Genomic DNA, 22,833 nt, shown 5'->3' with positions numbered 1-22,833 from the left:
TTTTGTTCTTCAAAATAACGTCAAATTACTATTAACGTCTCCCGCTCCTCACCTTTTCTTAGAAACCCTCTTCTTCGGCTTCGCCACAACCTTTTTACTTTTCTTTATCGCTTTTTTCGTTTTTTTCTTTGCGCTCTTCGTAGTTATCGTTTTCTTCGCCTTTGGTTTTCCTTTTTGGAAATGTTTCAGCCGCGCTTTGGCTAATTTAACCACCGCTTCAACTGTAAATCCGAATTCCTGCAATAATGCTTTTAACGGGGCCGATTCACCAAAGTCCCTCATGGCTACGATACCGCCATCGGCATCAATTCCAGTGTAGCGTCTCCATCCAAAACTCGATGCGGCTTCCACCGCAATACGGCATCGCACGCTGCTCGGCAAAACCTTTTCCCAGTACGCTTTGCCCTGACGCTCAAATAAACTCCAGCAGGGTAAGCTGACCACACGGCAGTTGATGCCCTCTTTGGTCAGTTTCTCATATGCGCCGACACAGAGTTGAACTTCAGAACCCGTTCCTATGAGAATCACGTCTGGCATGCCTTGGCAGTCCAGTAAAATATATCCGCCGCGCTGCAAACCTGCCGCCGAGCCAAACACTTTTCGGTCATACGTCGGCAGAGCTTGCCGAGTAAGAATCAGCGCGGACGGGCGATTTTTCACGCCCATAACATATTTCCATGCATGGGTTACCTCATTGGCGTCGGCAGGACGGATCACCTCAAGATTCGGAATTGCGCGCAGAGACGGAATTTGTTCGATAGGCTGATGTGTCGGGCCGTCCTCGCCAACACCAATGCTGTCATGCGTAAAGATAAAAATCGGGTTTTGCTCCATCAGCGCTCCTAACCGAAACGTTGCGCGCATATAATCCGAGAAGATCAAGAACCCCGCCCCGTAAGGCCTTAATTTACTTAAGGTCATTCCGTTGACAATGGAACCCATCGCATGTTCACGAACACCGAAATGGAAATTCCGTCCGCCGTAATTATCTTTTTGGAAATGTCCGCCGTCGGTGATCAGGGTCTTGGTTGACGGCGCTAAGTCTGCAGCTCCGCCCAACAACCACGGGACCTTGGCAGCGATCGCATTCAGAACTTTTCCACTGGCATCTCTTCCAGCCAAACCCTTTGAATCGGCTGGAAATTCCGGCAAATCAGAATCCCAACCTTCAGGCAAGCCGCGACTTTGTATTAATTGAAATTCTTTAGCCAATTGAGGAAACGTTCTTGAATATTCAGTGAACTTCTGATTCCATTCCTCTTCAACTTGCTTCCCTTTTGAAACAGCATCTTGCGCATATTTTATTACTTCGTCCGGAACAAAAAATTTCTTTTCAGGATCCCACCCGTAATTTTTCTTAGTTGCTTTGATTTCCTCTTCACCTAAGGGTTCACCATGGGCACTGTGTGTATCTTGTTTTTTCGGAGCGCCATATGCGATATGACTGTCAACAATGATCATTGTTGGCCGAGAAGGCTCGTTCACTGCGCTCTGCAGTGCATTGGACAACGCGTTGAGATCATTTGCATCGCTGACGCGAAGCACGTTCCAGTGATAGGCGGCAAAACGTGCGCCCACGTCTTCAGTAAACGCTAATGAGGTAGCACCTTCAATGGTAATACGATTATTATCATAGATCCAGATCAGATTGTTCAATCCGAGGTGTCCTGCAAGCGATGCGGCTTCTCCGGAAACGCCTTCCATCATACATCCGTCGCCGGCCAGCGAAAATATTTTGTAATTGATGAGATCAAAATTCGGGCGATTGAAATATTTAGCCAGCCATTTCTGCGCAATGGCGAATCCAACACTATTGGCAACGCCCTGTCCCAACGGCCCGGTTGTGGTTTCAATTCCCGGGGCAAGCCCGTACTCCGGATGGCCGGCGCACTTGCTGTGCAACTGACGGAAATTCTTCATGTCCTCCAAACCGATGTCGTATCCGTTAATATGGAGCGAACTGTAGAGCAACATGGAGGCGTGTCCCGCTGAGAGTATAAAACGGTCGCGATTCGGCCAGTTCGGATTAGCCGGGTTATGTCTCATAAATTTATCATACAACGTAAACGTCACCGGCGCCATACCCATTGGCGTCCCCGGATGACCGGAATTAGCCTGTTGAACGGCGTCCATGGACAACGTACGGATCGTATTGATGCATAACATTTCAACAGAATTATTGGAATCCATAAAATCCTCCGAATTGAATTATATATTCAAATGAAAATAGGTTTTACAAAGAGAATGAAACCCGTGATGGTTGGAAATGGTAACGCGCAAAGGTATGCTGAATATAATAGAACTGCAACGAAAAAAAAGGCGCACTTCTTCCTTTTTAGAATCTTTTCACAACCGTATTATAAACAAATTCTGATCGCGATTTAAAGAATGGACTTATTCAATTACGAGTTTCTCCAAACCTTCCTCCGGTTTAGGCGTACTCATTTTCATATCTTCCATTGCCTGAACCAGAATTTTTGCAACGGCCAGATTTCTGAACCACTTGTGGTTTGAAGGAATAATGTACCACGGCGCATGTTTGGTACTGCAATTGTTAAACACATCTTCAAACGCATCCATATATTCATTCCACTGACTGCGTTCTCTGAGATCGTTCTTTGAAAATTTCCAGTGTTTATCTTTGTTATCCAATCGTTCCTGCAGTCTGGCCTTCTGCTCACTCTTGGATATATGCAAATAGAATTTCAGGATCGTGATACCGTTTTCCGTCATCAATTCCTCAAATTCATTTATCTGATTGAATCGTTCCTTGGCTACTTTGTCCGAGATCAATTTATGCACGCGCGTAACTAACACATCTTCATAATGTGAACGGTTGAAGATGCCGACGTAGCCTCGGGGCGGAACCGCCTTATGGTAACGCCACAAAAAATCATGCGAACTTTCTTCATCCGATGGAATTTTGAAACTGGTCACACGGCAGCTCTGAGGATTAATTCCGCGCATCACGTGTTTGATTGTTCCATCTTTGCCTCCGGCATCCATCGCCTGCAATATGATGAGCAGGCCATGTTTTTTCTCAGCGTACATCACTTCCTGCAGATCGATCATACGCATATTAAATTCCTTAAACTGTTCGCGCACATCACTGGACTCTTTGTATTCGTCCGTATCATCCGGATCGTAATCTTTCAGTTTTATTTTTTGATCAAAGGGTACCCTATATTTTTTCATCATAGCCGTGTCCTCCATTGTTTAGGATTGAAAATCGAGAAAGTTCCAAATTATTGCCTACTACGCCGAAATGATGCGAGCCTATTTTGATATGGATGTTTATCGTTTATTTCTTCGAAATCCATATTTTTCAATTTTGTGGTATAACGTGACCCTGTCAATTTGCAGCACCTCTGCGCTGCGCGAAATATTCCAATGGTTCTTATCAAGGATATTTTTTATATGTTTTCGCTCCATGGCAGACAAACTCAGGTTCGTGTCATCGTATTGAACGTTTTGAGAAACGTGGAACGGGAGGTCGTCGACTTGTATGGTTTCAGACTTGCCTACGACCATTGCGCGTTCAACTGCATTTTCCAGTTCGCGAACATTCCCCGGCCAATCGTACTTTATCATAAAGTCCATAGCATCAGGGCAGAATTTTTTGTTGTTTTTGTTCATAGCCACAGCAAATTTAGAAACAAAATATTCAGACAGCACGGCAATATCCTCTTTACGTTCGCGCAGCGGCGGAATAACGATTGTAAATATATTCAGACGGTAGTAGAGATCTTCCCGAAATTTACCTGCCTTTACCTTTTCATCCAGTAACTCATTAGTCGCGGCAATGATTCGAAAATCACTTGAGAGCGTCTCCGATCCCCCGACTCGCGTAAACTGCCTCGACTCGAGAACGCGCAATAAATCGATTTGCAACTTAGTGGATATTGAACCGATCTCATCCAGAAAAATAGTGCCTCCATCAGCCATTTCAAATTTTCCCTTGCGGCGGTGATGCGCGCCGGCGAAAGCGCCCTTCTCATAGCCGAATAGTTCACTTCCTAAAATCGTTTCCTCCAGTGTTCCACACGTAACCGTGACAATAGGAAAATATTTACGTTTGCTGTTCATATGAATCGCCTTGGCCACCAGCTCTTTACCGGTCCCGCTTTCGCCTCGTATCAGAACCGTTGTATCGGTTTGTGCAACGGTATTGATCAACTCATATATTTTTTTCATTTGCGCGCTTTCGCCAATCAGATTATCAGGACGGATGATCTCTTCGATATTTTCCTTTAATTGGTCATTCTCATTGCGCAATTTCTTTTGTTCAACAGCCTTTTTTACGAGATGCTCAAGTTCCTCCGGATCTACCGGTTTAGTGATATAGTCATAGGCACCGTCTTTCAACGCTTTGATCGCGGACGAGACGGAGGCATACGCTGTGATAAGAATGACAATGGAATCAGGATCGATTTGCTTCATTTTTTTTAGTAAATCCAATCCGCTCATTCCCGGCATCTTCATATCCAATAAACACAGGTCGTATTTTCCTTTATCAAATTTGTTAAGCGCATCTTCGGCCCTGTCGGCCGTATCAACAAGATAACCTTCTTCTTCGAACCAATGATGAAGCGACTCACGCACGATCTTTTCATCATCTACAACGAGTAATTTTGTGTTTTCCATAACTTAATAACCTGATTTTTTCGGCAGCGGTAATGTAATCTTAAACGCTGTGCCATCCGGCGAAGTGCTTTCTACAACCACGCTGCCATTGTGGTGATTGATGATACCGAATACGACGGCTAATCCTAAACCCGTTCCTTTTCCTCCGGATTTGGTCGTATAAAACGGCTCAAAAATATGCGGGAGATCTTTCGGATCAACTCCAAGTCCGGTATCTTTGATGTGAATGTGAATTTCCTGGCCGTCCGTTGCAGTATCAATGATGAGCTTTCCTCCGGCGTTCATAGCTTCGATAGCATTCATGAATATCGCGAGCAAAGCTTGCTGAATTTTTTGAGGATTACAGACAATCGTTGAATCCGAAGCTTTATAGTTTTCTACGGCTTCGATATTATATATTTGAAGGTGATGACGTATGAGAGCCATGGATTTTCTGATAATGTCGTGGACATCCTCGCGAATAAACACTTCCTCGTCACGATGTGAGAAAATCAACAGATCTTTTACTATCCTGCCGCATCGGGCAGATTCATCGGAAATCATAGAGAGATATCTTAATACTTTTTCATATTCGTTCTTTTTTTGAACTTTCACCAGCTGCTTAGCGATCAATTTGCTGTAGGTCAGGATTCCTTCGAGCGGATTGTTCAATTCATGTGCAACGGTAGCAGATAGTTTTCCGAGCGAGGCTAATTTTTCAATTTGCATCACCTGATCATAGAGTTTTTTCAGTTCTTCCGTTTTTTGGTTTACCCTTGTATTCAGCGTGTCTGACCAATTTTTGATTTCCTTATAAGCGGCGTGCAATTTAGCGGACATATCATTAAACCTTTTCGCAAGTCGGCCAAATTCGTCGTGGGAATTGAGCAAGATCTTATAATCCAAATTTCCTTTCCCTATTTCCTGAATTCCCTTGTTAATTTGAACCATGGGGCGATTCAGCATGACGGTGACAAAAAGTCCGCAGAAAAAGGATATGGTAAATGTAACAACAATAGCATTATAAGCGATATTCGCAATATTGGAACGTATGATCTTCTCAATATTATCGACGGATATTACCACGTCAAGCACGCCCAGAATTTCCTGCTCTGCACTGTGCGCATGACAGTTTGAATTATAACAATCTGCTTCATTCTCAATGGGATTTATCAACCCCATCAGTCTTTTTCCGTCCTGAGTATATGTACGGATTCGATCTTGGATAGGAACGCTGGCAAATACTCCGAATTTAGTATGGCAGATAACACAGGCTTCGGCATTCACATCAACGGCATGTTTAGTTTCCGTGGAATTCGTGGAAAACATAATCGTTCCGGTATTATTATATATGCGAATGTGAACGACATCTTTTTCTGTGCCGATTGTATTAATTATTTGATGCACATCCTCACTGCGATTAAGGAGCATGGAATAACGTGTTGATTTTTTAATCACATCGCTGAGATTATACGCATGTTGTGAATAGGCTAGTATGAGGTCCGATTTAAGATGGGAGGTCGTAAAATAGGTATACAGGGCAAGGTTAGCGAGGAGTATTCCAGAGATAACCAAGATCAGTTTGACGCTAAATTTATGTTGCAACCCAACCTGCATTGCGTCTCCAAAACAACTGATTTAATGTATCAAAAGTACCAAAAAAAAAAATCAGCCGCAAGTTATCTTGCGACCGGCTGCGACTGTTTCTCATTTGTGAATAGTTTATTTTATAAAATAACACTGTTTATTTTTTAAACACTTCGGATTTTTATCTTTTGTCTGAAAAGAACCTTGAGCATACTTAAGTAATCTTCCGTACCTATTCGTTGATACAAATGCTGAATCTTATGTTCAACGTCATCAGCAGTCCGATCCGTGCCGGGGTGTTGAATCTTGTGCTGTATGAGCATGCGGGATAACTCGATAATCTGTTGTTGCCACTCTTGTTGTGATAGACATTCCCGTGCAATTTCATTTTTTTCCGCTTCAATAATACCTATAACCCAGTGTGCTTGGTCACGCTGGATACTGTCGTCCGACTTATCCTGATATAAGAAGTGAATGGGAGAATTCACCGTCATTCCCCCCCATGCGCCGCTCAGCATCAAACAAGGTTGACCTTTTCGAATCTCGGTTCCTTGGCGGCCTGGTACGACCGTAAACACATTATCCAAAAAATGGACAGCAAAAGAACTCAGGCTTAAACGAAATGTTTGATCAGATAATTCATCCAGAACCAGACTATTGGGCAGATAGATCAAACGTTCGTTGTAGTGTTCATACATCAGCCCATCAAGCAAGAGGTCAATCTTGTCAATATCTTCAGTCTTTTTTTCACTCAAAACTGACTTTTCACCTGAATATGCGCAATTACGCATAACTCTGTCAAACTCACATCGTTCACATTCAAACTGCTTGTCACACAGCCTATACTCGACCACATTCGATGTCATCCAGACGCACCGCGTATCTTCTGTAAATGTTTTCATGATTATCCTTATCAATCTATAACGGCCTGCATGGCCGCAAGACTTACTTCATTATATAAGTGGATGCATGAAACATGACGACGACGGTTCATTAGAAAACAACCTTTACTCGGGCGGTAATAATCATTCCTATACGCAAAACAGTGGAATGGAGCGGCCTTACCTTACAAAAAATTCTGCAACCACTTTTTGCCAGTTCATATCGTTTAGTTTTTCTAGTTGCCCGATATATATTTGTCCATTCTCAATATACTCCCCTTCTCTTTTTTCAGACTTAAGAAGATCTTCCATAAGGTCCTTGAATTTTTGAATATCTTCTTGATAAAAAGCCACGGCTGATTTTCCAATACTCATACTTTTGATTTCGTTATCCAAGTTGTCTGTATCGAGGGCGCAAACCCAATTTCTTTCGTATGGAGTAATGTCCAGAGCATCCAGGTTATCCTTAAGTAAAGTATTTATCTGCGATACTTTTCCGCTTACCGGGGAATTAAACGTAATGCTTCTGTTTCCTTGTTTAATAGTGAATAAGGGCTGGCCCGCTTTTACATTCATGCCAAGATTTGGTAGTTCGATCGCATAGACTCGTCCAATAAGTTTCTTAGCAAAGTCATCAATACCGATTTTCGCAATTCCTTCCTGGTTCATACTAACCCACGTATGATTCTTGGAAATAAAAACCCCACCGGGAATTGAAAACTCACCTTTAACAAAATCACCCGATGCGGGGACATGGGAAATATGGACTTTAGGTTTAAGTTGTTTCTGAATCTTATCCTGGCGTTTAATCAGTGTTTTCTTCACAAAATCAAGCAGTTCATCTTCAGTAAACGGTTTTTGAACATAGTCCATTGCGCCGTATTTCATGGTTTCGACGGCAGTCTCCACTGACGCATATCCCGTAATAATGATAACGTCGATATCCGGCCGCAAATGTTTAACGGATTTCGTTACTTCTACTCCATCCATCAAAGGCATTTTTAGATCTGTAAAAACAAAATCATAATGATGTCTTTGAATCATCCCGAGCGCTTCCTGTCCTGTTTCGACTGTATCCACAGCATAACCATCCAAAACAAGAATTTTTCTAAAGCTGCTAAGAATAACTTCTTCATCGTCAACGCACAAAATCTTAGCTTTCGGATTTGCGACTTCCGCACGCTTCAATGTCTTCGCTTCATTGGTAAAATCCAGTTTGAGGCTTTCCTGCAACACCATTTCGCGCTCTTTTTTTAACTTATTGTCGGTGAGGCGCTTCACGACCATCCGGATAACAATATCCGCAATGATAAATATTATTACTGCAAGAATTAATAGTGCCATGATATATCTCCTAAAGATTAATATTTCTTTGCCAATTTACAATCTATCTGAATTATAAGGAACCAACGTTTTTATTTCATAGGCAATATCAGCAGGAATAACGCGATAAATCCAACCTTCAAAGTAGGGATCCTTCTCAATCATGTTCGTATTCAAATTGAGTTTGTGATTGACTTCAATTATCCTGCCGGAAACAGGCGAAAGAATGTTATGTGCTCTATCATCGCCTGACTTAATGGCGGCACAGCTCACGCCTTGCACTATCTCTTCCTCTGATGCTAGAAGTTCTATTTCTTTAACTGAATCGATGGTTTTTAAAAAGAGATCGCACGCGCCAATGAGAACGCTGCCGTCATTCTCCTGGAACATCCAACTCGAATAACCTAAACGTAAATATTTTGCAGGACAAGAAACGTAAAGAAAACCGCTCGGGTTATTTTGGGCCGAAAGATCCGTTTGTCTCTTTTTTATTTCCTGATACTTATTTGCGCGAAATACCGAACTAAGCAATTCATCTACCGTAAAGGGCTTGGGTATAAAATCAACGGCTCCCTGGTAAAGCGAATTGACTGCATTTTCAACGGTGGAATAACCCGTCATCATTATTAATGCGCTGTCAACATTCCGATTTCGAAGTTCGTCCAGAATTTGAAATCCGTCGCCGTCGGGCATCATGATATCGCATATAATAATTGAGTAATAGCTTTGAGAAATTTTCTCAATTGCACTTTTTACGCCCAAAGCAAAGTCAACTGAATAACTCTCAAGCGAACAGATCTTGGTTACGGCATCGATAATCACCTGTTCGTCATCGATGACTAATATTTTTGTTGATTTGCTCATAATCTAGGCTTTCAATGGAAGACGGATAATGAATGTAGTTCCTTTACCCTCTTCACTTTCAACGCTGATCGTTCCATCATGATTATCAATTATTCCCCAAATGACTGCTAAACCAAGCCCGGTTCCTTTTTGTCCTTTCGTGGAGAAAAATGGTTCAAAGATCTTCGGGAGATCACTTTTACTAATTCCGCTGCCGCTGTCAGAAATTCTTATCTCTATATATTCTTTCAGTCCGGCGGAGTCAACAAAGTCCCATTTCTCCCAATCGCTCTTTTCAGACGAACATACTTCGTAAACGCCTTGCCCGCTTATTTCAAAAGATAGAACGGGAGCTCCGCAGTTGGGACAGGGTTTATCCTGCGGAACAAGGGAACTATTGCAGTCCGGGCAAACAAATTTTGTATCCGCGACTATTTTATAACCGGGATTAAAATGATTCCGACGCTTTCCGTATACGGGATCAAAGTGAACTATACCTTCCTCTTTATGAGAAACAACTTTAACTTTCAATGCCGGGAGCCCGTCTATCTTGAATTCATTGTCGATTAGACTGTGCCGTTTTGGACAAGTCGCCTTTTTTATTTGAGCGACCCCAAACGGTGAAAGAGATATTTGTTTTGTGAATGCTTTTATGGTACCGCCTTCTTTTCCGATCGCGTCCGATGCATTGACAAAAAGGTTAATAAACACTTGTTGCATCTGATTTGCGTCAACCGTTATTTTGGGAAGATCATTTTCAGACTGCTTGACAATTTTTATTTTCTTGATCGTTAGCTGCTTCTCAATGACAGCAATGGCTTTATCAATTATAGCATTTATATCCGCAACACCCTTCTTCGGAACGGACTGGCGAGCGAAATCTAACAGGCTCTTTACTATTTCTCTGCTACGCAACGTTTCTCTGACAATGACTTTCAGATCTTCCTGGAGTTCCGGATTATCTTTTGTCCTCTTAAGCAGGAAACTGCTATAAGTTAGAACACCCGTTAGCGGATTATTAATTTCATGCGCCACGCCTGCGGCTAATCTTCCAAGCGAGGCCATTTTATCCGATTGGAAAAGCTGCAGTCTTGCTTCGGACAATTTCTTTGTCATATTATTAAATGATTCGCCGAGCATTCCAATTTCATTATCGCCTAGATACTTAATTGTACAATTCAGGTTGCCCTGGCCGACTTGTTGAGTTGCATTAAGTAATTCATGCACGGGATTCGAAACCCAGCGCCGCACAAATAGAGCGATTAATAATCCGAGCGAAATGATAGCTATAACCGCAAAGATCACAATTTCCCATTCTCTGGTGATAATTGCTTTATCAATCTCTGCAAGTGAGATAGAAACATCCAAAACTCCCAGAACTTTTTGATTTTTAGGGTGTGCGTGACAGTCAGACTGCCAGCAGGATTGTTCATTGTAAATCGGGGTAATTATGCCAAGTACCCGGTTAGAGTCTTGATGGATTTTAAATATCCTGGTTCGTTCAGTAATCGAAATTTGTTCAAGCGGCTGATCCTCCGAGTGGCATGCGTAACAACTTTCAGCCTGCTTATCGACCATCTTATTTATATAAGCAGGATTGGAAGAATAAATTATTTCCCCGACCTTGTTGATGATCCGAACATCTCTGATCTGCGGCTGCTTACCTATCGAATTGATGGTTTGTTGAATTCTGTCTCTTTGATTCAGCATCATATCAAAGCGAGTGCTGGCTACAACCGTTTCACCCAGCTGATTAGCATGTCTTTCAACCTCCGAGATAAAGCTGCTGCTTTGCGATTTGACATTGAAGTAAGCAAATACGCCAATAATAATCAGCGACGCTAACGCAACGACGGATATAAGGCGGAATCCTATTTGTTTAAACATGGTATGCTAGTTCCTAGAGACGGTTCAGATTCTTAATCCTTCAACTATCTTATTATTTATTAACCAACTTTCCCGGCTTTTGTTTTGGATATACATAATTATCATGACAGCCAGTGCAGTTTGGTTTTAATGCATAATTATTACCTGAATGACAATCGTCGCAACCAAGTTCAAAATGAGTTTCATCTAACTGTAAGCCCGTGACCGAATGTTTAAAATTATCTTTGTTCCAATCTTTATGGCAGCTTAAACAGGCATTGTCGATTTTTTTATACGGAAGTTTTGATCCATGACATTTGGCGCATGAAAGCCGCACGTGATGTTTACCCAACGCCCACCCGGAGTTAAGCGCATGGTCAAAAGGCTCAAGCTTTGTATCGCTGTGACACGAACTGCATTTATCGTCTTTGTGGCATGAAATACAGTTTTTGTGCTGCTCATCAAAAGACTTGTCTACATTTGCAGACTTTATTTTGCCATTGAATTTTTTACTTACGTCGTGACATTTAGCGCATGTTTCCTGTTTATGGCAACCGGCACAGGACAATCCAAATTTTTTCGTATGATCGTCATGATAAAATGTAACAAGCTTCCCTTTATCCGAATTGGTTTCATAACTGATGTGTGACGGCTCCAAAATAACAGGATGATCTTTTCCTAAATACTTTTTATGAGTATCTTCTTGTTTCGTATCCTTAAGATCTTTTTTCAATTTATGACACGAATTGCAACCTGTTTCATGACTCCATTCCCGATGACAATCCATGCATTGCCTGTGATAAGCGCCCTTTAGATCAGGTAAACTGACATCTTCCCGCTTTCGTGATAATTCATGGCAGCTGTTACACTGCAAAATGGGACCCGAGGTATTGTGATGGTGGCAATTCTCACAACCTCCGGACATAATAGACATTTGCGCATGTAACTTATGCGAAAAGTAAACAGGCCCGTATCGATCCAATATCTGATCCATGATTATCAGTTCGGGAGTTTGCTCCGGTTTTTGATAAATCGTCACTATTTTTTCACGGGGACATGTGACCAGGCACGGTTCATCTTTCTTTGGTACATCGCATGTATGACAGGTTTTGCAACTGATACTAAGCTTGGCATGATCTTTACCCGGGCTTTGCTGTGCATTAACTCCGGCTGAAAGTGCTGCGATCAGAAACAAACTAATTAGAATGTTTTTCATTGTTCCACCCCTCTGATGCTATATTTGGTGGGCTGTGCGGTTTGTTTGCCCGGCAAACTTATAACAGGAAAATTTAAGACAATAAAACGGTAGGCTAGAACCAGCATCGCAACGAATCCAACCGTTACGGAAATTTCACCGAAGGACGGGAAATAAGATTCCGTCGAGTATGGCGGAGTGTAAGCAACCACAAAATTATTAATTCGGTTTAACAGAACTCCAAACACAACCAGCCCGGATGCCGTAAATAGCAACGGGGGCGATTTTAAAACTTTCGGTGAAAGGAACATTCGTAACGGAATAATTACTCCAAACAAAATTTCGATCGTGAACATAACACTTGCCGTATTAAGTTCCCCCAAATATACAAAGGTCTCTCGAATGACGATATCGCCAATTTTGAATGCGAGATAAATTCCAAGTAAAGGCGCAATCATGGATCCTAATCGTGAAAGAACGTGCATTTCCGGCTTTAATTTAAGTGACCGTGAAGCGATTAGAGATTCAAAAATGACCATTGGGAAACCAACGGAAACCGCAGATAGCAAAAATAAGAGTGGGAGAACCGGTGTTTGCCAAAGCGGATGCATCTTTGGCCCTGCAATGACCATTAAGGTGCCGAGCGAGGATTGATGAAGCGTCGAGAGTACGACACCCGCAATTATGAATATGAACATGGTCTTTGAAAGTCCACGATCAAGAAATCTCAGTATTTTATCTGTAGGTTTGTTCAAAGCGGACAATACACCGGGCAAATTAACTTTTCCTATAAATCTTTCTGTGAAAATGGGGAGAAATTCAATGTAGAGAACGCTCATATATATCATAACACAAATGCCTACTTCAAACAAAGCGGAGTTGCCGTTCCACATAATCAGCGGATGCCAAATGAAATACCACCTTCCGATATCGACAAAAACTCCAAAAGCAACAAAAGTATAACCCAACATAGCCGTCAGCAAGGCAGGACGTATAACGGCATGATACTCTTCACGATGCATAACATGACCCAGTGCGGCAGTGGTAAATCCTCCTGCAGCAAGAGCAACACCGGCGGCGACATCCACTCCAATCCATAATCCCCAGGGATATTGATTATTAAGATTGGTAACCGCGCCTAGTCCGAAGAAAAACCTGCCCATTAAGAAAACAATGCCATTTAGCGCAATCATGACGAGTACTATGACGCCGGGTGTAAAAAATCTATGCTTAATGGGAACGGGATTTACAGATTCGTGGTTCATACGTGTTCCTCCTCTTTTAACTCTTTGCGGCGTTTTGCAATCCACATAATTCCGCCGAGCAGTGCATAAAGCGAAACCGGAGGAACGAAGTATGCAAAAATTCCATGCTGAATTGATTCGGAAACACCTGGCGCAGGGTTATTCCCTAAATTTGGAAATTCCAGTTCCTTAAATTCTTTTGATGACAGGTACAGCCACGAAGTGCCGCCTACTTCATGTTCACCAAGTATATGATCCACATAACGATCCGGATCTCTCTTGATGCGATTACGAGCAATCTTAATAAGTTCGCTTCTGGGTCCGTACGTGAGCGCCTCGACCGGACAGATAGCAACGCAAGCAGGAAGTTTTCCTTCTTTTGTTCTATTAAAGCAAAAATCACATTTCATGATCAGCGGATCAAGCGCCTTATCATACTCAAACGCCGGGATCTGAAATGGACATGCCGCGAGACAATAACGGCAGCCAATACACATATCGGTATCCCAAATAACTGCTCCGTTTTCCTGTTTTGAAAAAGCTCCAACAATACAAGCAGATACGCAAGCCGGTTGATCGCAATGCATGCACTGTACTTTTACATCAACAGGCAGATTTGAATTCTTGCCATGTGAATACTCATTCACAACGGTCAATGCAGTGTGATCAGGCCTTCTTTTAGTTTCCATAGGTTTTCTATCTTCATAAGAAAATAACTCTCCGGCAGATAAATTATGGGCATCCTTGCAAGCCCACTCGCAATTTCTGCATCCCACGCACACTGTAGTATCTACAAGAACCCCCATTCGATCTGCCGATAAAATATTCTTGGGGGCTGCTTTTGCCGGTGAGACAGATAGCCCCGTAACCCCTGCCCCGATTATTGCGGTTTTTTTGAGAAAATCGCGTCGACTCTTGCCAGACATGTTCCGTTCCTTTCAAAAGTGTTAGGAATATCTCCACAACAAACTCAATATACTTGTGTTTTTTTTCACAAACAATGACGTATGTCATGTTTTTGTAAAATTTAATGCATTTAGTTGCATTCTGTTTTCGATAATAGAATGTGACAGCTTAACTAAGATATTGTAAATTAATACTTTACTAATACTCTAGCGTTTCCAAAGATTAAGTCTGGTTTTGTTTACATAGATTTACTCTTATACCCAACTGATTTTAATAAAAAATCAGAAAATAATACACTCCACGATCACACAAAGTGTGGAGATCACCTCCACATTAGCTCATTATTGGTATTCTGTACCGATCTGCAAGCAAAATAACAAAAATGCAATTGAATATTTTCATGAAATTTTATATAGAAACTTTGAAGCAAATAGGTATGATTCTCAAAATCGAATTTGTACTTGATTATCAGCAAAAAAAATAATATTAAAGCGATGGCGTCGACGGCAATGGCGTGCATGAGACATCGCGACGAAAAAAAATCGGAGTAAGTATGAGAGTATCTCTTAATTGGTTACGGAACTATGTTGATATTTCCCTGCCGATGCGCGATCTCGCGCATCGATTGACGATGAACGGACTAAATGTCGAAGAAATCTTTGAACGTGATCCTTTCAAAGGCGTAATCATTGGCAAAGTTATAGAAGTCACAAAACATCCGAACGCGGATAAATTGTCTTTAACCCGCGTTGATATCGGAAACGACCTATTGAATATTGTCTGTGGTGCGCCGAACGTACAAGAAGGCCAGCTCGTGGCTGTCGCCACTATCGGTACGATGATGCCGGGAGGATTTGAAATCAAAAAGGCTAAAATTCGGGGGGAAGAATCTAGCGGCATGATTTGTTCAAAAAGTGAACTTGGATTCGAAAAAGACAAATCTCCAGGAATTTGGGAACTGGATATGCATCAATCCTATCAAATAGGCCAGGCCTTCACGGAGTTCATGAAACTCGGAGAAACCATATTTGAGATCGACGTGACGTCTAATCGCCCAGATTGTTTAAATATGCTTGGTATTGCAAGGGAAATAGCCGTCATCGAAAATAAACCTTTAAGAATTCCGGAAACTAAGATTACGGAAAGTAATGAATCTGTCACTTCACTTGCGTCGGTAGCAATTGAAGATGCGGATGGTTGTCCCCGCTACGCCGCGCGCGTTGTGCAGGGCGTGACCATCGGACCGTCTCCGCAATGGCTCGTCGAAAAACTGGAAGCTGTCGGATTACGATCTATCAATAATATTGTCGATATAACCAATTTTGTCATGCTCGAATGCGGCCAGCCATTGCACGCGTTTGATTATGATGAACTCAAAGGCCACCGTATCATCGTCAAAAAATCAAAAGCAGGTGAAAAATTTCAGACACTCGACGGAAAATTTCATGAACTCAACGACGAAGCGGTTATGATCTGCGACTCGGAACGCGCTATTGCTATCGGCGGCATCATGGGCGGTAAAAACTCCGAAATTTCCGATGAGACAAAGAATGTTTTGCTGGAATCGGCGTATTTCAATTCAAAACGGATACGTCGATCTTCTAAATTCCTTGGAATTACCTCCGATGCATCGGGACGATTTGGCCGTGGAATTGACACGGAAGGAACATTACGAGCGCTCGACCGCGCAACAGACCTCATCATGCAATGCGCCGGTGGTTCCATCGCGTCCGGAGTTATTGATGTTGTCGCACAACCCCGCGCGCCGCGAACGGTGAAACTTCGAGCATCTGCAGTAAATAAATTACTCGGATTAACTATTCCAGAGAAAGACGCCGTTTCAATATTAGAAAAATTGGAATGCCGCGTAAATAAAACAAGCGGCGGAGAATTTGAAGTCACACCGCCGAGTTTCAGGCTCGATCTGAACGTCGAAGAAGACCTGATCGAGGAGATTGCCCGTATTTACGGATATGATCAAATTCCAAACGCAACCGGCGCATATGTAAATTATGAAGCGGAAGAATCGAAACCAGAAAGACTCTCAAGAGAACTTCGCGCAACCATGCGTGAAATTGGATTCTCAGAAGCTGTAACCAATTCGATGGTTCATCCGAAGCCTCAGCTCGTACTATCACCGCAGGCTGAAGGGCAATTCATGAAGATTATGAATCCAATCAGCGAAGATATGTCCGTTATGCGTACTTCTTTGCTCCCAAGCCTGTTTGATATCATCAAGGGAAACTTGTTCAGAAAGAACTATGACCTCCAACTGTATGAGATCGGTAAGATATATTTGCATAATGTCGGCAACCCATTACCGGATGAACAAACAATAATCTGCGGATGCGCAACAGGAATGCGCGACCCAATTCACTGGAGCCATCAATCAGAACCTTTTGATTTTTTTGACTTAAAGAGCGTAATTCTGCGCATTTGTCAAAAATTTATGCTTGACTCTATTGAATTTAATCCCTATAATTTTATTGAGGTGTATGCACCTAACTCTTTGGAAATTTGTTCAGGAAAACATCTTCTGGGCCGTATTGGAAAGATCCAAAAGAGTATTCTACGGCACTTTGACATTGAAAAGGACGTTTGGGCGTTTGAATTGGATTATACGAAGTTATCAGAGTTAGCCCGATTCAAAAAAGCAGTTAAGCCGATATCGCGATTTCCATCTATTCAGCGAGATTTGGCTCTGACAGTTAATAAGTCAATCTCTGCCGGCTCGCTCATGAATGTTATTCGCGGTAATGCCGGAGCGAATTTAGAATCGCTTGATGTTTTTGATGTATATACCGGGGACCAGATCGCATCGGATAAAAAAAGTTTAGCTTTCTCGCTTCTGTTTCAATCTCCAGAACGAACATTGACCGAGGAAGAGATTGATGCCGCATTGAAGACGGTAATTTCAAAAGTTGAAAAAGATTTTGGCGCACAATTAAGATAAACTAATAGAGTAACTCGTCGTGATGAAAGGAACCGCCAAAAATAAGAAGAGCAAAACGACGAGTATCGCTGCGCTTGAACTGGTTTCCAATAACCAGTTTGACCTTCTGGAAATAAAAGCAGTAGAACTACTGCGGGAATTGCAGGAAACGAAAACCGAACGCGACCGGCTCCGATCAGATGTGGAAAACAGCCAAAGCGGATTATCTGAGGCGTTGGAATCCGTGAATAAAGATCTGGAAGCAAAAGAGCAGATATTGCGGCGACAGCAAGCAGTTCTTAAAACTAAAGAGGCGTCGTTGCAAGAATTACAACAGACACTCGGTGAGCATCGAAAACAGTTAGAATTAATTTTAGCCGAAAATCAAAATTTGAAAGAAGATATTGAACAACTCAGAACAAATGCATCCGACCAGAATCCGATGGATCAGCATAGCCGCGATCAGATACGGTTCCGGTTGGAGCAAGTCGTTCAAAAGTTGGATCAATTAGAAAAAGTTATTTATTCAAGTTAACCGATACACCACAGGTGTAAAAACAACAGTGGACAAGAATACTGTTAAGGTAAATATCTACGGGTCGGAATATGTGATCAAAGGTGATGCAGACACCGGTCACATCGAAAAAATTTCTCAATTTGTCGACCAGAAGATGAAAGAAATCAATAAGAGCGGAGCCATCAAGTCCCCTCTTAAGGTCGCCATTTTGGCCGCCCTCAATATCGCCGATGAATACTTTAAAACCCGGGACGAACAGAAGCTACAAATCGAATCGTACGAATCGCGCGCAAAGAAACTGCTTAAGTCTCTGAACGCGGGAGTGACCGAGAAACCCGAGCCTGCCCCGGTTGAAGATAAAGAAGAAGAAATATCCTTATTTTCGCAGAAGTAATTTTTTCGTCGAGTATTTCCTACCTTTACATTTCGAACCCTGTTGTTACCGCTGTGGTGATCAAACCAAGTTGTAATATCAGGGGTTTTTTGTTTTTAAACACATACAGATCATAACCAACGACGATATAGAGGAAAAATGGACATAGCAATATTTATACTATCCGGCCTTGTTATAGCGGTAGCTGCATTCATTTTCGGGCAACTCTACGCCACCAAGATTAGAGTGGCCAAGCGTATCCGGGAAGCGGAAGATGAAGCGAAAACAATACTGAACTCCGCCTCGGTGGACGCTGAAAACCTAAAAAAAGAGAAACTCATCGAAGTTTCCGATGAGTGGTACCGAAAGAAGCAGGATTTTGATGAACAGACCAAGGCCATACGCGCTCAGACTAAGAATCAGCAAGATGAACTTCTCAAACGCGAGCGCAACATCGAACAAAAAGGCGATCTGGTCACACGCAAAGAAAAAGATTTTCTTAACCGTGAACAGCTCCTCCACAGCAAAATGGAAGAGACAACTAAGAAGAACGAGCAACTCGATGCGATGATCAAATCTGAAAATGAGAAGCTGGAGCAGATGGCAAGGATGAGCGCGGAGGATGCCAAACGAGTTCTAATGAATAATATGACCGAAAAAGCTAAGCAGGAGTCAGCGCAAGCTGTTCGAAATATCAAGGAACAGGCTCAATTAACGGCTAAGGAACAGATCAAAAATGTGCTGCTGCAGGCGATCAACCGGACTTCGATGGATCATACGATAGAAACAACCGTCACGTCGATCAAATTGCCCAGCAATGAGATGAAAGGCCGTATCATCGGCCGTGAAGGCAGAAACATCCGCGCTTTCGAAACGATCACGGGATGTGAAATTCTAATTGACGATACGCCGAATACGATCGTGATCTCCGGCTTTGATCCGATTCGCAGAGAAATTGCCAAGATGGCATTGGAAAGTCTGATCACCGACGGACGTATTCACCCGGGCCGTATCGAGGACGTAGTCGAAAAAGCTAAACGCGATCTGGACGAACTGATCATAAGCACCGGCGAAGAAGCGCTATTTGAGGTTAGTATACACGGCACCCACATAGAGATCGTTAAACTGCTTGGAAAGTTGAAATACCGCACTCAACATGGACTCAATTTGCTTCAGCACAGTATTGAAACAGCAACTATCGCGGGACTGATTGCTGCAGAATTGGGTTTTGACGTACAATTGGCAAAACGTGCAGCGATTCTGCATGACATCGGGTTTGCCGTAGACCGAACGGACCAGCATCATGCCGCAGCCGGCGCTGATGTCGCCCGCAAATACGGAGAAAATGCAACTGTACAGCTTGCGATTCTCTTACATCATGAAAACCCAACCACCGCGCACCCGATCGCCGTGATCGTAAGTACTGCCAATATGCTAAGTAAGGAACGGCCAGGCTCACAGAAAAACGCATTGGAAAATTATCTAAAACGGCTCCACAAGCTGGAAGACATCGCGCTGTCATTTCCAGGCGTACTAAAAGCATATGCAATTCAGGCAGGACGCGAAATTCGCGTGCTTGTTGATTTTAATATTCTGGATGATAATAAGATGATGATATTGGCGGATGATATTACACGCAAGATCGAAAGCGAACTGGAATACCCCGGACAAGTCAAGATCACCGTCATTCGTGAATATAGAGCGGTCGATGTAGCGAAGTAGAGTGAATTTTGCTAGGCAGCAAGTATAGTAGCACACTTTATATAGAAACAACCATTTTTTCAGTATTCGTCCTTGAATGCCTGACCGCAGAGTCTTCAGGATGACAGCCTTTAATCATCAAACCACACCATGCCCCCTCCTTACGCAAAAAAAACTTACAAACTCACTCATTTCCTGACGCGCAAAGAGGGAGACCGAGGGGGTGGTCAAAAAAAAACCGTCCCTTCGACAGAGACGGCTTATTTTTGTTTGACAATGCTTGTCCGCTAAAACGGTAGATCGTCGTTATTGGAAGAGCCCGACGATGAATCCGCAGTGCCCGACGGCGCGCTGGAATCCATTTCGCCTGGCGGCGGAACGTAGTCCCCGCTTCCTCCATCGCCTTTCCCACCCAGCATATTCATCTGATCACCGACTACTTCGGTAATGAATTTTTTCGCGCCGGTTGTTTTATCATCGTAGGAGCGTGTCTTTAATTTGCCTTCGATGTAGACGAGTGAGCCTTTCTTCAAATATTGCCCGCAAATCTCGGCGAGTTTATTCCACACCACGACGCGGTGCCAGTCGGTATTCTCGACCTTTTTGCCCTCTTTGTCTTTGTAGGATTCGTCCGTAGCGATATTAAACGTTGCCACGGCGCTCCCGCTCGGCGTATAACGTAGTTCCGGGTCTTTGCCCAGTCTGCCGATAAGCATTACTTTATTTAATGTTCCTTTTGCCATACTTTCACCTGATTTTTAATGATTATTTGTTTTTACAATTACGTATTTTGTTGCCACAAAGACACAAAGTCACAAAACAACACGAAGAAAAAATAAATTTCAATATTGACTCTTGGTGCCTTAGTGTCTTAGTGGCATGAATGCTACTTACTTTTTTTCTCGGAACTGCTTGGACTTTGCTTCGGCGTTTCCTTTTCCTGCGGCGCCGAGGGAATCAAACCCAATTCCTGCCGGATCTTCAATTCGATCTTTTTGGAAGTTTCCGGGTTATCGATCAGAAACTGTTTCGCGTTTTCGCGTCCCTGCCCGATCTTTTCGTCGCCAAACGCATACCACGTTCCGCTCTTCTGAACGATGTTCATATTCGATGCAAGATCGATGAGGTCGCCTTCTTTGGAAATCCCGGTACCATACATGAGATCCACTTCGGCTTCTCGGAACGGAGGCGCGAGTTTGTTTTTGACGATTTTCACTTTAGTTCGATTTCCAACAATAGCCTCGCCGGCTTTGATCTGACCAATTCGGCGGATATCAACCCGAATCGACGTGTAGAATTTCAGTGCGCGTCCGCCGGTAGTGGTTTCCGGATTACCAAACATCACACCGATTTTATCTCGAACCTGGTTGATGAATATGACGCACGTTTTAGACTTACTCACCACGCCAGTCAGTTTACGCATCGCCTGGCTCATCAGACGCGCCTGAACGCCCATAGTGGCATCGCCCATTTCGCCGTCTATTTCGCTTCTCGGAACGAGCGCCGCGACCGAATCGATCACGATCACATCCACCGCATTACTGCGAACGAGTCGTTCCGTGATCTCCAAAGCCTGTTCGCCGTTATCCGGCTGTGAAATGAGTAGATTCTCCGTGTCTACGCCTATCCGCTTTGCGTATATCGCATCTAACGCGTGTTCTGCATCAATAAATGCCGCAATGCCGCCCGTTTTTTGCGCTTCGGCAATGATATGCAGCGACAAAGTCGTTTTACCGCTGGCTTCCGGACCGTAGATCTCTGTAATTCGGCCGCGCGGAATTCCTCCCACGCCCAATGCCGCATCAACCGAGATCGACCCGGTGGAATAAACGTCCACGCCAACTGACGTGCGGTCGCCTAATTTCATGATCGAGCCCTTGCCGTATTCTTTGACGATTTCCTGCAAAGTCCGGTCTAACGAGGCTTTCTTATCTTTGTCCATTAAAATTGCTTCTTCTGCCATTTATGCGCTCCTTGATTAAAAAAATTTTCTATTTTAGTGTAGAAAGGTTCGTGAAAGTATAAAAACAAATACTATTCTGCAAGCATAATTCACGTAAAGTCTTTCCTCACTTTTTTAAATAATGGCGCCCTGTAATTTTTTAGCCACAGAGAACACAGAGTTTCACAGAGATTCCTTTTCCGTATTCCCTGTGCGTCCTGTGTAGTAAAGTTATTTTTTACAGGGCGCCATTGTTACACACCAACGAATATTTTAGAACGGTAGATCGTCTTTCGACGGCGTTTCTGCTTCGTCTGTTTCGACGGGCTCGTCATTCGCTTGCTCATGGGTGAGCAATTCTTGCTGTTCCGTTCCTTTCTTAGACGAAAGCATCTGCATCGTTTCGGCTATGATCTCAGTCATATACCGTTTGACGCCGTCTTTGTCGTCCCACGAACGGGTTTTAAGCTGACCCTCCACGCATACGAGAGACCCCTTTTTCAGATACTGTCCGCTGATCTCCGCGAGCTTACGCCACGTAACCACCTTGTGCCAGTCCGTTTGCTCGACCATGTTCCCGTCTTTACCTTTGTAGACGTTATTGGTGGCGATACTGAACGAGCTGATCGGTATTCCGCTTTTCGTATAATGCACGTCAGGGTCTTTCCCCAATCGTCCGATCAATACGGCTTTGTTTAATGTTCCTTTGGACATAATGTCCTCCTTTTTTAGTTACGGTTAATTAAGTTAGTTTATTTTCAAAGTTCATTTTCCAATCGTTCACGTACTTAATTTAATAGTACTAAAGACGGATTTTCGCTCAAAATTTGACCGAAAATGCATTATTGTAAAAAAATTTGATTTATTTGGCTGGATATGGTAAGTTTGAGGCCTTGAAAT

Annotated in this window: 18 protein-coding genes; 4 read left to right on the top strand and 14 right to left on the bottom strand. The window is 43.0% G+C overall.

Annotated features, from left to right (window positions below):
• Positions 1 to 48: 48 nt before the first annotated feature.
• The 11 genes from tkt to F9K33_05335 all read right to left on the bottom strand — a co-directional run bounded on the left by tkt (position 49) and on the right by F9K33_05335 (position 14,488).
• A complete protein-coding gene (tkt, locus tag F9K33_05385) occupies positions 49 to 2,190 on the bottom strand; it encodes a transketolase (GenBank protein ID KAB2880431.1) in 2,142 nt (713 codons plus the stop codon).
• A 204-nt stretch (positions 2,191 to 2,394) separates the two neighbouring features.
• Entirely contained in the window at positions 2,395 to 3,195 is an 801-nt protein-coding gene (locus F9K33_05380) for a polyphosphate kinase 2 family protein (protein ID KAB2880464.1), read from the bottom strand.
• A gap of 99 nt (positions 3,196 to 3,294) precedes the next feature.
• Entirely contained in the window at positions 3,295 to 4,644 is a 1,350-nt protein-coding gene (locus F9K33_05375) for a sigma-54-dependent Fis family transcriptional regulator (GenBank protein KAB2880430.1), read from the bottom strand.
• A 3-nt stretch (positions 4,645 to 4,647) separates the two neighbouring features.
• A complete protein-coding gene (locus tag F9K33_05370) occupies positions 4,648 to 6,240 on the bottom strand; it encodes a HAMP domain-containing protein (GenBank protein ID KAB2880429.1) in 1,593 nt (530 codons plus the stop codon).
• Positions 6,241 to 6,374: 134 nt separating this feature from the next.
• The gene (locus tag F9K33_05365) at positions 6,375 to 7,112 is read right to left on the bottom strand and encodes a hypothetical protein (protein ID KAB2880428.1); all 738 of its coding nucleotides are present in this window, start codon (positions 7,110 to 7,112) and stop codon (positions 6,375 to 6,377) included.
• A gap of 159 nt (positions 7,113 to 7,271) precedes the next feature.
• Positions 7,272 to 8,435 carry a response regulator gene (locus tag F9K33_05360; protein ID KAB2880427.1) on the bottom strand — a complete coding sequence of 388 codons (1,164 nt, stop codon included), beginning with the start codon at positions 8,433 to 8,435 and terminating at the stop codon, positions 7,272 to 7,274.
• A gap of 36 nt (positions 8,436 to 8,471) precedes the next feature.
• Positions 8,472 to 9,278 carry a response regulator gene (locus F9K33_05355; protein KAB2880426.1) on the bottom strand — a complete coding sequence of 269 codons (807 nt, stop codon included), beginning with the start codon at positions 9,276 to 9,278 and terminating at the stop codon, positions 8,472 to 8,474.
• 3 nt (positions 9,279 to 9,281) lie between these two features.
• The gene (locus F9K33_05350; protein KAB2880463.1) at positions 9,282 to 10,835 is read right to left on the bottom strand and encodes a HAMP domain-containing protein; all 1,554 of its coding nucleotides are present in this window, start codon (positions 10,833 to 10,835) and stop codon (positions 9,282 to 9,284) included.
• 361 nt (positions 10,836 to 11,196) lie between these two features.
• The gene (locus F9K33_05345) at positions 11,197 to 12,339 is read right to left on the bottom strand and encodes a cytochrome c3 family protein (GenBank protein KAB2880425.1); all 1,143 of its coding nucleotides are present in this window, start codon (positions 12,337 to 12,339) and stop codon (positions 11,197 to 11,199) included.
• Positions 12,336 to 13,583 (bottom strand): Ni/Fe-hydrogenase cytochrome b subunit, encoded by a 1,248-nt coding sequence (gene hybB / locus F9K33_05340; GenBank protein KAB2880424.1) that lies wholly within the window; start codon positions 13,581 to 13,583, stop codon positions 12,336 to 12,338. The genes F9K33_05345 and hybB overlap by 4 nt, the downstream gene beginning before the upstream one ends.
• Positions 13,580 to 14,488 carry a 4Fe-4S dicluster domain-containing protein gene (locus tag F9K33_05335; protein ID KAB2880423.1) on the bottom strand — a complete coding sequence of 303 codons (909 nt, stop codon included), beginning with the start codon at positions 14,486 to 14,488 and terminating at the stop codon, positions 13,580 to 13,582. Before F9K33_05335 ends, hybB begins: the two co-directional genes overlap by 4 nt.
• Positions 14,489 to 15,021: 533 nt before the next feature.
• Between F9K33_05335 and F9K33_05330 the strand changes: the two genes are divergently transcribed.
• The 4 genes from F9K33_05330 (at position 15,022) to rny (ending at position 20,012) form a co-directional block, all read left to right on the top strand.
• The gene (locus tag F9K33_05330; GenBank protein ID KAB2880422.1) at positions 15,022 to 17,421 is read left to right on the top strand and encodes a phenylalanine--tRNA ligase subunit beta; all 2,400 of its coding nucleotides are present in this window, start codon (positions 15,022 to 15,024) and stop codon (positions 17,419 to 17,421) included.
• 19 nt (positions 17,422 to 17,440) lie between these two features.
• On the top strand, positions 17,441 to 17,935 hold the full coding sequence (locus F9K33_05325) for a hypothetical protein (GenBank protein KAB2880421.1): 495 nt from the start codon (positions 17,441 to 17,443) through the stop codon (positions 17,933 to 17,935).
• Positions 17,925 to 18,311 carry a cell division protein ZapA gene (gene zapA / locus F9K33_05320; GenBank protein KAB2880420.1) on the top strand — a complete coding sequence of 129 codons (387 nt, stop codon included), beginning with the start codon at positions 17,925 to 17,927 and terminating at the stop codon, positions 18,309 to 18,311. Before F9K33_05325 ends, zapA begins: the two co-directional genes overlap by 11 nt.
• Before the next feature lie 138 nt (positions 18,312 to 18,449).
• Complete coding sequence (gene rny / locus F9K33_05315; GenBank protein KAB2880419.1) at positions 18,450 to 20,012, top strand: ribonuclease Y; 1,563 nt, start codon at positions 18,450 to 18,452, stop codon at positions 20,010 to 20,012.
• A gap of 266 nt (positions 20,013 to 20,278) precedes the next feature.
• Here rny and F9K33_05310 read toward each other — a convergent pair whose 3' ends face one another.
• From F9K33_05310 to F9K33_05300, 3 genes are all read right to left on the bottom strand, one after another.
• Positions 20,279 to 20,734, bottom strand: coding sequence for a single-stranded DNA-binding protein (locus F9K33_05310; protein KAB2880418.1), 456 nt, complete (start codon positions 20,732 to 20,734; stop codon positions 20,279 to 20,281).
• Positions 20,735 to 20,877: 143 nt separating this feature from the next.
• Positions 20,878 to 21,933 (bottom strand): recombinase RecA, encoded by a 1,056-nt coding sequence (gene recA, locus F9K33_05305; protein ID KAB2880462.1) that lies wholly within the window; start codon positions 21,931 to 21,933, stop codon positions 20,878 to 20,880.
• A gap of 273 nt (positions 21,934 to 22,206) precedes the next feature.
• The gene (locus tag F9K33_05300; protein ID KAB2880417.1) at positions 22,207 to 22,647 is read right to left on the bottom strand and encodes a single-stranded DNA-binding protein; all 441 of its coding nucleotides are present in this window, start codon (positions 22,645 to 22,647) and stop codon (positions 22,207 to 22,209) included.
• Between the last annotated feature and the right edge of the window lie 186 nt (positions 22,648 to 22,833).

It is taken from the genome of bacterium, assembly GCA_008933615.1.
GTDB lineage: Bacteria > CLD3 > CLD3 > SB21 > SB21 > SB21.
This window is presented reverse-complemented; position numbering and strand designations above follow the sequence as displayed.

Bases quoted from the DNA above. Each gene is read 5' to 3' on its own strand.
- F9K33_05335 (KAB2880423.1), bottom strand. From the start codon at position 14,488: ATGTCTGGCAAGAGTCGACGCGATTTTCTCAAAAAAACCGCAATAATC.
- F9K33_05360 (KAB2880427.1), bottom strand. From the start codon at position 8,435: ATGGCACTATTAATTCTTGCAGTAATAATATTTATCATTGCGGATATT.
- F9K33_05355 (KAB2880426.1), bottom strand. From the start codon at position 9,278: ATGAGCAAATCAACAAAAATATTAGTCATCGATGACGAACAGGTGATT.
- F9K33_05310 (KAB2880418.1), bottom strand. From the start codon at position 20,734: ATGGCAAAAGGAACATTAAATAAAGTAATGCTTATCGGCAGACTGGGC.
- F9K33_05350 (KAB2880463.1), bottom strand. From the start codon at position 10,835: ATGGTCGATAAGCAGGCTGAAAGTTGTTACGCATGCCACTCGGAGGAT.
- F9K33_05375 (KAB2880430.1), bottom strand. From the start codon at position 4,644: ATGGAAAACACAAAATTACTCGTTGTAGATGATGAAAAGATCGTGCGT.
- rny (KAB2880419.1), top strand. From the start codon at position 18,450: ATGGACATAGCAATATTTATACTATCCGGCCTTGTTATAGCGGTAGCT.
- F9K33_05300 (KAB2880417.1), bottom strand. From the start codon at position 22,647: ATGTCCAAAGGAACATTAAACAAAGCCGTATTGATCGGACGATTGGGG.
- tkt (KAB2880431.1), bottom strand. From the start codon at position 2,190: ATGGATTCCAATAATTCTGTTGAAATGTTATGCATCAATACGATCCGT.
- F9K33_05365 (KAB2880428.1), bottom strand. From the start codon at position 7,112: ATGAAAACATTTACAGAAGATACGCGGTGCGTCTGGATGACATCGAAT.
- F9K33_05380 (KAB2880464.1), bottom strand. From the start codon at position 3,195: ATGAAAAAATATAGGGTACCCTTTGATCAAAAAATAAAACTGAAAGAT.
- F9K33_05370 (KAB2880429.1), bottom strand. From the start codon at position 6,240: ATGCAGGTTGGGTTGCAACATAAATTTAGCGTCAAACTGATCTTGGTT.
- hybB (KAB2880424.1), bottom strand. From the start codon at position 13,583: ATGAACCACGAATCTGTAAATCCCGTTCCCATTAAGCATAGATTTTTT.
- F9K33_05330 (KAB2880422.1), top strand. From the start codon at position 15,022: ATGAGAGTATCTCTTAATTGGTTACGGAACTATGTTGATATTTCCCTG.
- F9K33_05345 (KAB2880425.1), bottom strand. From the start codon at position 12,339: ATGAAAAACATTCTAATTAGTTTGTTTCTGATCGCAGCACTTTCAGCC.
- recA (KAB2880462.1), bottom strand. From the start codon at position 21,933: ATGGACAAAGATAAGAAAGCCTCGTTAGACCGGACTTTGCAGGAAATC.